Below are 13088 nucleotides of genomic sequence, written 5' to 3' on the forward strand. Positions count from 1 at the left end.
GATGACCATCGAATATCTGCCCTCCAACCGCAACACTCCGCCGCCGCTACGGCTGCCGATGCCGATGCGGCTCCCCGCAACCGTCTTCGTCAGCGGGGCACTGGACTTTTCCACCGCTCCGGACCTGCGCGATCAGCTCATGGCGCGTGCCAACGAACCCGGCGCGTCCGTCTACGTCGACCTGTCCGGCGTCACTCACTGCGCGGCCCAGCCCCTGGGAGTACTGATCGCAGCCGACCGCCGGGCCCGGTCCCGCCGCGGCCACTTGTTCATCGTCGCACCGTCCCCCGCCGTCGCATCCGCCCTGGCAACCAGCGGCGTGGGCAGGCTCCTGACCATCGTTCCTGCTGTAGCTGCGACTGAGCCGGTAGGGGCTGACGCGGCCTAGGTCGCTTCGTTGAGGTCATCGGATCGTGGTCCGGGCGTACCGCTGACTGACCGCGCGTTGGACGCGGATCGAACCGTTACTGCGGGCGTTCATCGCGCGCTGCCGGCCGCTCTTCTGCCCGTGCCTGCCCGCTGGCGCGCTCCTCGCCGACGCGGGCGGCCCCGCGCCACGCCAGAGGGTTCCCGGCAGACAAGGCTTACTCATCACGCGCCATCCGCGAGCACCTGCGCAAGCACGGTACCTGGCGGTGATCCCCGCCCCCCCGCGGACCAACCCGGTGATCCCAGCGAAACGGCCTAGTCGGCAAAATACAGTGGCGACAGCGGGGCACCACGTTCCGAAGCTTCCAAATCAGGTGGCGTGATGTGGGCGAGGTCGCCATCGATCGGGATACCGAACTCGCGGCCGATCTCCGCGATAGCAACGCCAATCCTGCCGCGCAGCACACCAAGCGCCTGCAGCTGATACGTCCATTGAATCCGATCCCGATCCCTGGCCCATTGGATCGGGTCGCGTCCGCTGGGCGGGTCCTCGGGACACGTTCTGTCGGTTACCCTGCGTGCTGACTCAGCGTCAGTCAGCCACTGTCTCACGGCGGCACGCATCGCGCGCACTTGCAGCCGCAGTTCCTCCGACTCACACTGCTCGACCTGCTCGTTCAGATACGCGCGCAGTGCCTCGATGGATCCCCAGGACCCATTTTCCTCTTCCATGTCATAGGGCGCGTAGAGCACCCGGTGGTCTTCCAAACGGAGCAAAATCGACCTCGCTCGCTCGCGCTCGCTCTGGCTGAACTCCACACTCACGCTTTGCCCGAAGAACGAGAAGCCGATCGTCTTCACCCGGCCGCGCCAGCGCCAAAGCCATTGCTTGAACATCCGCACCCCCAACACATCAACCAGCGAGCCAGCATGCCGCACCCCAGCGGGGAGTCCAAGCCGACCGAGTGGCGCGGGTGCCGTATTGCTCGAGACAGAGCCGGTCCTTCGTACCTTGCGGATGGCGAGGAAGCGGTCTGGCTCGGCGACGATGCGGCCCTTGCCAGTGCCACCTACTCGCTGTTCTCTTGGTGAGACCGGAGGCGTGCCATTTCCTCGCCCGCGAGCTGGATTGTTCCAGCAGCGACGTTCTCAACGAGATGGTCCGGATTGCCGGTACCTGGGATGGCCAGCACGTGCGACCCCTGCTGTAGCGTCCATGCCAGGCGAATCTGTGCGGTCGACGTACCATGCGCGCGTGCGGCGGCGCGTACCGCTTCGCTGTCGTCGGCGCTCGCGCCCGCCTCGCGGCCGGCACCGGCAATCACGAAGAACGGTACGAAGGTGACGCCGAGTTCGCCGCAGACCCGCAGGAGTTCCTGCTCCTGGCTCGGCGCGCCGATGCTGTAAGGGTTCTGTACGCAAACGACCGGCGCGATGGCCTGCGCCTCGGCCAGGTGCTCGGGTGTGGCATTGGATATACCGAGATGGCGTATGAGTCCGGCGTCACGCAGCTCGGCCAACGCCGCGAAGTGCTCGGCAATCGAGCCGGTTTTGCGGCTTGGCGGTATGCGCAGATTCACGACGTCCAGGTGTTCCCGGCCGAGCTGGCGGATATTCTCCTCGACCTGACCGCGCAGCTGCTCCGGCGTGGCCCACCACCAATTACCCGAAGGGTCCCGGCCGGGCCAGACCTTGGTGGTGATGACCAGGTCTTCCGGGTATGGCGCAAGCGTCCGGTTGATCAGCTCGTTGGCGGAACGCATCGATGAGAAGTAGAACGCGGCGGTGTCGATGTGGTTGATACCGAGCTCAACCGCACGCCGGAGCACGCTGATTGACCGCTCACGGTCGCTCGGCGCGCCCAGAGCGAAAGGCGCATTGCCCGTCAATCGCATCGCGCCGAATCCGATGCGGTTGACAGTCAGGTCACCGAGCTTCCAAGTCCCCGCGGCCGCCGCGGTGTTCGTTCGTGAGGACACGATCAGCCACACGCCCTTTCAGATACAGAGACATCGAACCAGAGCGACGAGTGACGCGCCACCAAGGGCGGAACACCTGCCGTCGCCATGCGTACACGTACGTAGGAGGGCCACCTGCTCTGGGGCAAGCCAGCCCTTGGGCATGAAAAAAGCCTCCTCGGCGGATATGGATCCGCAGCGAGAAGGCTCAGAAGACGCCGACATCATATCGAATCGTGAAAGATGTGCGTTGTGGGTAATTCATGAGGGGTGTTGGGTGATACGAGGATCACCCGGCCAACTCCTTGTGTCATCTGCCAGTACGGCGGTTAGACAGGGCGGGTGGACACTTTCTGCCACGACCGCGCCCCGCCCGGCGAGCCTTTGAAGCCGGCGGGCCGGCCTGGCCACGTACAGGACGAAGCACAGGAGGGGACAGCACGTGAGCGTGCAGCAGTACGACGAGATCGGCGAGGCATTCGAGGGGTTCAAGTCCCTGCCGCTGACGCGTTACGGGGAAGTGCCGAGCTTCCTGGGCATGGTCGGGGACGTGAGCGGCAAGTCGATTCTCGACCTGGCATGCGGCACCGGTTTCTACAGCAGGGAGTTCAAGCGGCGCGGTGCCACGGATGTCTTCGGTGTCGACATCTCCGTCGAGATGATCGCCGCTGCACGGGAGATCGAGCAGCGTGACCCGCTGGGTGCGCGCTACGAGGTCGGTGACGTGGCCGAACTGCGGCCTCTCGACCGGAGATTCGACATAGCCGTGGGAGTGCAGTGCCTCAACTACGCCGAGGGCATCGCGGCGATGGAGCGGATGTGCCGCAACATCCACCGGAGCCTGGTGCCGGGTGGAGAGTTCTTCGTGCTCGCGCAGAAGCCGGACTACCGGTTCGACTGCGCGTCCCTGGACCAGTACGGGTTCCGCTGCGAGCCGACCGGTGAGGAAGCCGAGACGGGTCCGCGGTCGCGGGTGACGGCTCTCCTCAACCCGCAGCCGATCAGCATCGTCAGCACGGTGCCGCGCCGCGAGGTCTACGAGGAGTGTCTGCGGGCGGCCGGGTTCAGTGCGGTGGAGTGGGTTCCGCTGCAGGTGTCCGAGGCCGGCATCCGTGAGTTCGGCGAGGATTTCTGGGCGGACCTCCTCGCGCACCCACCGCTGGTGATGCTGCGCTGCCGTTCCTAAGTGGTCGGCTCCGTAAATTCTTCGGGGGTTGACTCCGGCAGTTGTGTCGTGCGTGGTGCCGGGGCAGGTGCTGCCGTGGGAACGGGGGTTGTGACGGTTCTTGTGAGCCCTCGACGTATTTCAGGGGGACCCCCGCGCTGTTCTGCCAGCGGCGAACCCCGGCCCGACCGGACTCGACGATCACTACGGTCCAGTCTCATGACGACGATTACCACGCGCACGGTCCAGTACCCGGCCGACGGCCTGACGATGATCGGGCACCTCGCGCTCCCGGCCGGTGTCGACCGCCGGCCCGCGGTGCTGCTCGGGCCCGAGGGGACGGGGCTCAGCGACGTCGAGCGCCGCCGGGCCGATGCTCTCGCCGAACTGGGATATATAGCGCTGGCCTTCGACCTTCACGGCGGGCGCTATTTGAGCGACCCCGAGGAGATGCTGGCCCGTTGCCTGCCGCTGCTCGCCGACCCTGACCGGATGCGGGGCATCGGCCATGCGGCGCTCGACGTGTTGCGCGCCGAACCGCGGGCCGACCCCGACCGGATCGCCGCCATCGGCTACGGCACCGGGGGCGCCATCGGGCTGGAACTCGGGCGCGACGGCGTCAACCTGCGCGTGATCGGGACAGTCAACGCAACTACCACGGGTCGACCGGGCGAGGCAGCGCGCATTCGCTGCCCGGTGTGGGCCGGGGTCGGGTCGGAAGACCCGATCATGCCGCCCGCGCAGCGGGACGCGTTCACCGCCGAGATGCAGGCCGCGGGCGTCGACTGGCGCCTCGTGGTTTACGGGGGCGCCCTTCACGCCTTCCACCATCCATCGGTCGACCACACCGTGCGCCCCGGCGTCGGCTACCACCCACGGCACGCACAGCGAGCCTGGCGTGACGTCGTCGCTCTGCTCGCCGAGTGCTTGCCCGTGACGGAGTGATCTGGTCAGTCCAAGCTTGGGCGCCCGCTGACCGCCGCGACGCCTGGGCTCCACTGCCACGGCGGGCGGGGAAGGCTGCGGCTTGCCAGTGATCCACTTCGGCCGATCGGCTCGCCCGCCATGCCCCTCCGCACTGTCTGTTCGATAGCCCCGAGTGCCGCCGGACGCGCGCGGCTGAAGGCGATGGCCTACGGCCGCAAGACCGAGCACCGGCTGCGGGTGCGTGCACAGGTGGTGCTGCACGCCGCGCGCGGACGCTCCAACGCGCGTATCGCCCAGGAGACGGGGCTGCACCTGGACACCGTGCGCCGATGGCGTGGCCGGTTCGCCGGACAGGGCTTGCCCGGGCTCAAAGACCGTCAACGCTGCGGCCGCCCGCCGGTGTTCACGCCGCTGCAGGTTGCCGAAGTCAAGGCGCTGCCCTGCCGGCTGCCCGCCGAGAGCGGAGTGCCGCTGTCGCACTGGTCATGCCCGGAACTGGCCTCTGAGGCCACCCGGCGGGGCATCGCCGCGTTCGTGTCGGCGTCCACCGTGCGCCGCTGGCCGGCCGAGGATGCGACCAAGCCCTGGCAGCGCCGCTCCTGGATCTTCATCACCGACCCCGACTTCCGCGCCAAAGCCCAGCGTGTGCTGGACCTGTACGCCCGCACCTGGCACGGCACCCCGCTCGACGCCGACGAGTACGTCATCAGCGCCGACGAGAAGACCTCCATCCAGGCCCGCTGCCGCTGCCACCCCACCCTCGTCCCGGGCCAGGCCCGCGCGATGCGGGTGAACCACACCTACGGACGCGGCGGCGCCCTGGCCTACCTGGCCGCTTACGACGTCCACGCCGCGAAGGTGTTCGGCCGCTGTGAGAAAACCACCGGCATCGCCCCGTGCATGATCCTGGTCACCCAGGTCATGACCCGCGAGCCCTACGCCAGCGCGAAACGCGTGTTCTGGGTCGTGGACAACGGCTCCTCCCACCGCGGCAAGAAGGCTGCCGACCGGTTGTCGGCCGCCTTCCCGAACGCGGTGCTAATCCACACCCCACAGTGCACGCTTCCTGGCTGAACCAAGTGGAGATCTACTTCTCGCCCGCTGACCAGCTGGGCTGGCTGTTGCCTCTCGTCGCGGTGGTGCTACTGGTCTGGCTGGCCGGGTGTGTGGTGGCGGCTCCGGGCGGCGTGGGAGCTGGAGCGCCGGGGCGCGGTGCGGCTGGTGCCGTCGGGCGATTTCGATCCGTGGGTGGCCGATGTCCGGCAGGTGGCGGCGCAGCTGGCACGGGTACGGGGCACGGCCGGTGCGCTGTCGCGGCGGACGGCGGCGGGTGCGGGTGCGGGTGCGTCTGGTTTGTGGTGAGGACGGCCTGCTGCATGAGGGCTCGGAGCGGGCGGCCGAGTGCTGTGTCGGTGCAGCTGGAGAAGAGCTCTGGCAGCGATGTGAAGACGCTGTATGCGCCGCGGGCGGAGCTGGTGCTCGCGCCCGAGCCTGACCACCGGGTGCTGCGCGCGAGGTGGGGCTGGTCCCGGGGCCGTTGCAGCGGATCGCGGCGGCCTTTCCCGGGGACTGTCGCGTGCGCCTCACCGAACTCGCCTGCCACGCACTGCTCTCCCCCGGCCCGAGGCCCCTCTTCCACCAGGTCGCACAAGCCTGGCCCGCCAGGGCGAGGCGCCACTCCCCGCAGGTCCCGTGTGCGGCAGGGTTGCCCCGATCGGGCAACTCGTCCGCGTGCCGGCGCCCCGGCAAGCAGCGCTCATCGCTCGGCCGGCTCGGCATCCGGCAGCTCGAACCGTTATTCACATACCGACCAGTCGGGTTGACAGGTGACCCGTGGACCGATGAGATGCGTCGCACCAACACGCTGTTCGCCTCTGGAGGGTCCAATGTGGAGTCCCGCACGAAAAGCGTTCACAGTGCTCGGTACCACGGCCACGGTTACCGTGCTGGTCACGGGGTCAGGCGCTGCTGTCACTGAGCAGCCGCATCGCAACGGGGGAAATGACGGGCCATTGCGGATCCTGATCAGTAATGACGACGGCTACCGCCACTCGTACATCCGGCAGCTGCAGGCCGTGCTGAAGAGAGCCGGGCACGAAGCGGTGGTTGTCGCCCCCGCCGCGGATCAGTCCGGTCGTGGTACCGGTATGACCCTCTCCTCGAGTGCCACGATCCGCGCCGAGCGGGCCGAGCCGGACATCTGGTCGGTCACCGGCACGCCCGGGGACGCGGTGAACTTCGGGATCGGGCATGCCTTCGGGGGCGCGAAGCCGGACCTCGTTGTGTCCGGTGTCAACGCCGGGCCGAACTCGGGTTCCGCCGTCAACCACTCCGGTACGGTGGGCGCCACGGTCGTCGCGTCGGAAGCGGGCATACCGGCGATAGCCGTGAGCGCCGACGCCGACCTGACGAATCCTCAGGACCGTTATCCGTCCGTACCGCAGGCTGCGGCGTTCACCGAGCGGGTCGTCGAACGGCTCGTGGAGACGGCGCGCAGCGGAGCGCTGCTGCCGGCCGGCATCACGCTCAACATCAACTATCCGGCGAAGCCGGACGGCCCGGTCGCCTTCACCAACGTCGGCAAGGCGCGGAACATCACCGTCTCCTACGCCCCGGACCCGGACTCCTGCGCCACCTGCTACAAACCCAAGCTCGTTTACGACCCGAGCGCGCCCGAGCCGGTGCGCAACGCCGACACCACGGCGTTGGCCGCGAATGACGTCTCCGTGTCAGTGCTCACCGCCGACTGGGGCGCAGCCGGCTGGGCCACCGGCTCCCGGCCGCCCTCCACGAAGGACGTCAAGCGCACGAAGACACGGCTGACCGGCCTGCGACCCTGACACGTGGGGTGCTTGGCCTGTTGGCTCACATTCGAGGAGCAGCAGGCCGTTCGGGGTCGCCTCGTGGTGTACCAGGCGGAGGCCGTGACCGTCCCGTCCCACACGCTCGCTCACAGATCCGGGTGCTTGGTCGCCACGTGGTAGTAGCCCGAGTGGAAGACCAGAGGAGTGCCGCCGTTGGAGTCGTACTGTTCGACCTCGCCGAGGAAGATGATGTGGTCGCCGGCGTCGAGGCGTTGGACGGTGCGGCATTGGAAGCGGGCGACTGTGCCGTCCAGGAGGGGGGTGCCGGTGATGCCCGGGGTGGTGGGGGTGCCGCGGAACTTGTCGTCGGCCGGGGTGGCGAACTGGCGGGAGAGGTGGTGCTGGTCGGCGGCCAGTACGTGGACGGCGAAGTGCGAGGCGTCGGTGAAGTCCGGGAGGCTGGGGGCGTTTTTGCCGGGGCACCACAGGACGAGGGGCGGGTCCAGGGAGACGGAGGTGAAGGAGTTCGCGGTCATGCCGACGTTGCGGCCGTCGGGGGCGCGTGCCGTCACCACGGTCACACCGGTGGCGTACTGGCCGAGCGCGCGGCGCAGTTCGCGGCCGTCGAAGCGGGCGGCGTGCTGGGCGCGCTTCTCGGCGAGGAAGCGGTGCGCCTCGGCCTCCTCGAACCACCAGCGGTAGAGGGTGCGCGGGTCGTCGAAACCGGCGGCGAGAGCGGCGGCGACCGAGGGGACTTCGGCTGCCGCGGTGAGGAGTTCGCGGTGGTGTGGACTCAGGTCGGCCAGGAGGGAGTTGGTCCAGCCGACGGCCCACTGGGCCCAGCCGCGCCAGAAGTTGTCGAAGGTGCGCTGCATCCACTGCGGAGTGAATTCGGCGGTGCCGTGGCGGAGGATGCTGTCGAGGTAGTGGGACGCGGCCTGGGCGGCGTTGTTCGAGCCCTGGCCGGTGATCGGGTCGTTGAGTACGACGGCGTCGGCCATGCCGAGGACGTGCCGGCCAGAGGCGAGGCGGGCTACGGGGTGCCGGACGGTCGGGGTGATTCGGCCGCGCAACACGCCGCCACTGTCCGTGAGTTGGGCGTGTCGGCAGCGCTCGTATTCGTCGGGGAAGAAGCGGTGGAGGATTTCCAGTGAGCGGGCGAGGTGGGCTTCGGGCGTGCGGATGTCGTCCCAGCAGTCCATCGGGCCGCCGGGCACGCCCTCGAAGACCATGATGTCGCAGGGCCCGGTGGTGGTGAGGGCGGGGAAGGAGAAGTATTCACCGACGCCGGGGACCATGCGGTAGTGGACGGCGGCCTCCCCCTCCCGCGGTGCCGTTCCCGTGACGTACGTCAGAGCCAGCGCACGGCGCGGCCGGTCGTACGGGGAGAGTTCGGCGTTGCGCGGGAAGAGGCGGCTCAGCTCGCCCTTGCTGGTGGAGACCACGACGAGATCGTGCGTACGGGCGTACCACTCGAGGTCGTTGACGCCCGCCTCGTGCAGCACGATCCCGCCGCGGCCGCCCTCCGCGAACTGCTCCATCCAGGCAGCACACTTGACCCGCTGGTCGACGGAGTGGGCGGGGCCCTCCAGCGGCGCGCGCCAGGAGACTTCCGGCGTGCCGTGCGGACCGATGAGAGAGAGCGCGATTCCGGTGATGTCCGGGGCCCGGTCCTCCCAGTGGTGCAGGCCGAGTTCGCGCTCGCTCTGCAGCGCGGTGTCGAACATGCACTGGCTGGACATGACCGCGCCGCGGCGAATCTCGTCGGGGCCGCGGTCGGTGACCAGGGTGACGTCGTAACCGTGCGCCTGGAGTCCCAGGGCGAGTTGGGCACCCGCCTGCCCGGCGCCGATCACCGCGATCCTTCTCATGGTACTGCTGTCCTGCTCTCGTTACGGTACGACGGGCCGCCATGGCGTCCATGCCACTGCTGACCCACCGTCAGGTCACTGGTCCCGGCGAGGGCTCAGGCGCTGACCCCGGCCAGGTAGTTCTTCGCGGCGACCGGGTCCATGAACCAGTGGAAGAAGTCGCGCGGGTCGTCGAAGCCGTTGACGAAGCGGGCGGCGATACGGGAGTTGGCGCTCGCCGCGCCGAAGAGCTCCAGGACGTGCTGCGGCGGGGCGCCGAGCATCGCGTTGGTCCAGGCCGTGGCGGACTGCACGTTGTCCCAGAAGCGGCCGAAGGCCAGCTCCATGAACGCGGCGTCGTACGGGCGCTCGCCGTGGTCCAGGATGGTGGCGAGGTAGGAGGCCGCGCACTTCGAGGCGTTGTTGGAACCCTGGCCGGTGATCGGGTCGTTGAGGACGACGACGTCGGCGAGGCCGAACACCTGCGCGCCCGAGGGCAGCGTGGCGACGGGCTTGCGGACGGTCGGCGCGAAGCGGCCCGCGAGGGTGCCGTTCTGGTCGGTGAGCGCGACGTCGGTGCAGCGCTCGGCCTCCCACGGGACGTACGTCCGCAGCAGCTCCTGGAACTTCGCCAGCTGCTGGTCGGGGGTGAGCCCGCCGAAGCAGTCGAACGGGCCGCCCGGGATGCCCTCGAAGAACATGATGTCGCAGGGGCCGGTGGTGGTGAGGCTGGGCATGGTGAAGTACTCGCCCACGCCGGGGATGACGTTGAAGCTGACGCCGGGGCGGTCGGGCAGCGGCGCCATGCCGGTGACGTACGCCAGGGCCAGCGCGCGCTGCGGAGCGCCGTACGGGGAACGCTCGGCGTCCCGCTCGAACAGCCCGGAGATCTCGCCCTTGCCGGCCGCGACGATCACCAGGTCGGACTCGGTGGCGTAGCGCTCCAGGTCCTCGATGCCGGCCTCGCGGATGACCAGACGGCCGCCGCGGCGCGCGAACTCGCCCATCCAGATGGGCATTTTGACGCGCTGGTCGACCGAGCGGGCGGTGGCGTCGAGGCGGGCGTCGAAGGAGAGCGCCCGGCCACCCTGGCCGTCGGCGATGTTCACGCCGAGCCCGGCGATGGGCGGGCAGGCGTTGCCCCAGAAGTCGAGGCCGAGGTTGCGTTCGTGGGCCAGCGCGGTGCCGAACATGGCCTGGCTGGACATGACCCGGCCCTCGCGGATCTGGTCGCCGGTGCGGTTGGACACGAGGGTGACGTCGTAACCGTGGTCGAGCAGGCCGATACCGAGCTGGAGGCCGGCCTGGCCGGCTCCGACGATGGTGATCTTGCGCATGAGGGGACCTCCGGGGTTCGGGTTGTGCAGTTTGAGCGGTGCCGTGCTGTATGTAGTGCCGCCAGTGCCGTGCTGCGTGTAGCGCCGTCAGTGCTGTGCAGCACTGTGCAGTGCCGTGCGCTGGTACAGCGTTTCGGTGATGTAGCGGCCTCTACAAGTGGGGGGTCGGTTGTGAGGAATGCGGCTGCCCGCCGGAGGGGGGATCCGGCGGGCAGCCGCGGGAAGCCGGGTAATCCGTACGACCGGGGGATGGGTCCTGGATCACCCGGCGGGCTAAAGGGGCCCGGCCGACTCGGCGGGCACGGCCTCGGCGGCTCTCGCCGCGCCGGTCGCGCGCACCACGCGTACCACGCGCAGCACGCGTGCGTCGGGCTGTCCGCTGGGCGTGGCTCCGCCCGTGACGAGCGCAGTCCGGCCCGGCACTCCCTGCATCGTTGATTCCCTGGTTTCTTCTCGGGTCCGCGACGGTCGGGGATCAACCTTGGTATGGCAAGATCATCGTCGCTATCCGGATCACGCGGGTTGCTGTCCCGATCACGCGTCTCGGCGGTGGAGGTTTACATGTCCGCTGAAGAGCTCCCTCTCGCAAACCACCAGCAGTTTCATACAGCGGACATTTGGGAGGCACGAGCCGAGGTCGGCCGCGCCTTCTGCCCGCATGAGCTGCGCATCACGCAGCGCTCGGCGACGCTCGACGCCCGGCTGCACGGCGCGCCCTTCGATCGGACGGGCCTGTATTACCTCGATTACGGAACGGAAGTCCGGATCACACCGGGCGACCTGGAGAGCTTTTTCCTCGTCCAGATCCCGCTCGCCGGTTACGCCGAAATCGCCTGCGGCCGCGAAGAAATCATTTCCTCCCCCGAACTCGCTTCTGTCCCCTCTCCGACCGGAAAGGTGGATATGCGCTGGGGTGCCGGCAATCCGCAGCTGATCGTGTGGTTCGACCGATCGTCCCTGGAATCACACCTGGGCAGTCTGCTCGGTCGCTCCGTGCGCCGCCCGATCCTCTTCTCGCTCGGCATGAACCTCACGGCACCGGGCTCCCGCTCCTGGCTCAACATCGTCGACCTCATGCGCCGGGAGGCGGAGGGGCCCGGCGGCATGACCAGCCAGCCCATCGTGACAAAACAGCTCGAATCACTCCTGATGACCCAGCTGCTGATGGCCCAGCCCAACAACTACACGCCGGCGCTGCTCGGCGAGCAGCCGCGCGTCGCACCGCCCGCGGTCCGCCGCGCCATGGAGATCATCGAGGGGCACGCCGCCGAGCCGCTCACGGTCGCGGAGATCGCGGAATGCGTCGGCGTCGGCGTACGGGCTCTCCAGGAGGGCTTCCGCCGGCACCTCGACACGACGCCGATCGCGTACCTGCGCGAGGTCCGCCTGGACCGTGTACGCAAGGAACTCCTGGCCTCCGATCCGGGCACCACGACCGTCACCACCGTCGCCTCCCGCTGGGGCTTCTTCCACCCGGGCCGCTTCTCACTCGCATACCGCGAACAGTTCGGGGAGTCACCTTCGGAGACGTTGCGGTCGTAGCACGGGGACCGGATGTGGCCGGTCAGGACCAGGGGCCGATTGATCCAGGAAAGCTCGGAGGGGTTCCCGCCGGGTATCGGGAACCCCTCGACTGCGAATCCGAAGAAGACGGTTCGGTCAGTAGATGTTGGCCTCCACGGGCGGGCCGTCGCCTCGGGTGCTGTTGATCTGGGCCCGCAGTGCGATCTCGTCGTAGACGCGGAACTCTCGTACGATGCGGCCGTTCTGGATCAGGAACTGGGAGACGCCGAGCATGGTGACCGGCTGGTCTGTCAGGGGGCCGAATGCGGGGGTGCCGCGGTAGGTGCCGTGCATGGTCCACAGGACGGCCACGCGCAGACCGGCGTAACGCTCGGCGTAGTTGGTCTGGATGTCCCGCACTTCGAATCGTGCGTCGGGGAACGGTGCGACGGTCGACAGCAGATCGGCCTGGTAGCGGTCGGGGCGGATGACGGTTCGGTCGCCGATCGTGTGCAGGAAGAGGTCCCGCACCATGAAGTCGTTGACCTTCTGCAGCCGGCGCTGGGTCCACACCTCGTCGATGAATTCGAGGACCATCTCGCACTCGGGTCGGTAGTCGTCGGGGCGCGGGCCGCTGACGCCTTCCAGGAGTACGTCCTTCGGCGGCGCCTCCAGCATCGAACCGGTGTAGCCCTGGAAACGCAGGGCGCGGGCCGCCTCGTCCGGGTCCGAGCCGCGCTGCAGGCAGTCGGCGAGCTCGTCGCGGACGACCCACTCCTCGACCATCCGCCCCCTGCGGTAAAGACAGTTGGCGACCGTACGCTTGCGGATACGGATGTTCTTGCCGTCCACGAGGTGCTCGTCGGCGGAGAAGACCAGGTGCGAGCTGAGGAAGGCGTCGTTGCCGCGGGCCTCCCACACCACGTCCTCGGCCTGGCCGATGTGGTGCGGCGTGCTGCCCATCCGCATCGTGCTGCCCTCGATCACACCGTCGCGACCCACGACGGTGCCGAGGCTCGCGTGGACGATCGAGTCCGGCTCGTAGTTGTCGACGATGTACGACACATCCCGGTCGACCCAGATGCGGTCGGTGACCTCACGGATGAAGTCGTCCGGGTCCTGGTAGGGGAGGTACGCGACGGGATCCAACGGCATGGACTTTCCCTTCCTTGTGT

At 68.6% G+C, this 13088-nt stretch carries 11 protein-coding genes; 6 read left to right on the top strand and 5 right to left on the bottom strand.

Going from position 1 to position 13088, the window contains the following annotated elements; genetic code table 11:
* Position 1: 1 nt before the first annotated feature.
* Positions 2-388, top strand: a complete 387-nt coding sequence (locus IF04_RS0116525) for an STAS domain-containing protein (protein WP_157847664.1) — start codon at positions 2-4, stop codon at positions 386-388.
* Positions 389-684: 296 nt separating this feature from the next.
* Here IF04_RS0116525 and IF04_RS0116530 read toward each other — a convergent pair whose 3' ends face one another.
* Together IF04_RS0116530 and IF04_RS0116535 are read right to left on the bottom strand one after the other, a co-directional pair.
* Positions 685-1272 (bottom strand): hypothetical protein, encoded by a 588-nt coding sequence (locus tag IF04_RS0116530; RefSeq protein WP_030257256.1) that lies wholly within the window; start codon positions 1270-1272, stop codon positions 685-687.
* A gap of 167 nt (positions 1273-1439) precedes the next feature.
* Positions 1440-2348: an aldo/keto reductase gene (locus IF04_RS0116535; RefSeq protein ID WP_030257260.1), complete on the bottom strand. Its 909-nt coding sequence runs from the start codon at positions 2346-2348 to the stop codon at positions 1440-1442.
* A gap of 421 nt (positions 2349-2769) precedes the next feature.
* Here IF04_RS0116535 and IF04_RS0116540 point away from each other — a divergent pair, with 421 nt between their 5' ends.
* The 4 genes from IF04_RS0116540 (at position 2770) to surE (ending at position 7259) form a co-directional block, all read left to right on the top strand.
* Positions 2770-3513, top strand: coding sequence for a class I SAM-dependent methyltransferase (locus tag IF04_RS0116540; protein ID WP_030257263.1), 744 nt, complete (start codon positions 2770-2772; stop codon positions 3511-3513).
* Positions 3514-3711: 198 nt separating this feature from the next.
* Positions 3712-4437, top strand: a complete 726-nt coding sequence (locus IF04_RS0116545; protein WP_030257267.1) for a dienelactone hydrolase family protein — start codon at positions 3712-3714, stop codon at positions 4435-4437.
* A gap of 183 nt (positions 4438-4620) precedes the next feature.
* Entirely contained in the window at positions 4621-5493 is an 873-nt protein-coding gene (locus IF04_RS35745) for an IS630 family transposase (protein WP_211259822.1), read from the top strand.
* 938 nt (positions 5494-6431) lie between these two features.
* Positions 6432-7259, top strand: a complete 828-nt coding sequence (surE, locus tag IF04_RS36630; RefSeq protein WP_051831299.1) for a 5'/3'-nucleotidase SurE — start codon at positions 6432-6434, stop codon at positions 7257-7259.
* A gap of 110 nt (positions 7260-7369) precedes the next feature.
* Here the strand turns inward: surE and IF04_RS0116560 are convergent, their stop codons facing one another.
* A complete protein-coding gene (locus tag IF04_RS0116560) occupies positions 7370-9094 on the bottom strand; it encodes a styrene monooxygenase/indole monooxygenase family protein (protein WP_030257274.1) in 1725 nt (574 codons plus the stop codon).
* A 95-nt stretch (positions 9095-9189) separates the two neighbouring features.
* Positions 9190-10410, bottom strand: a complete 1221-nt coding sequence (locus IF04_RS0116565; protein WP_030257277.1) for a styrene monooxygenase/indole monooxygenase family protein — start codon at positions 10408-10410, stop codon at positions 9190-9192.
* Between the two features lie 561 nt (positions 10411-10971).
* On the opposite strand from IF04_RS0116565, the gene IF04_RS0116575 reads away from it, so the two are divergent.
* Complete coding sequence (locus IF04_RS0116575; protein ID WP_030257281.1) at positions 10972-11952, top strand: AraC family transcriptional regulator; 981 nt, start codon at positions 10972-10974, stop codon at positions 11950-11952.
* A gap of 117 nt (positions 11953-12069) precedes the next feature.
* Here IF04_RS0116575 and IF04_RS0116580 read toward each other — a convergent pair whose 3' ends face one another.
* Entirely contained in the window at positions 12070-13068 is a 999-nt protein-coding gene (locus tag IF04_RS0116580; RefSeq protein WP_030257285.1) for a nuclear transport factor 2 family protein, read from the bottom strand.
* Positions 13069-13088 lie beyond the last annotated feature (20 nt).

It is taken from the genome of Streptomyces violens, from assembly GCF_000717745.1.
In the GTDB taxonomy this organism is placed as follows: domain Bacteria; phylum Actinomycetota; class Actinomycetes; order Streptomycetales; family Streptomycetaceae; genus Streptomyces; species Streptomyces violens.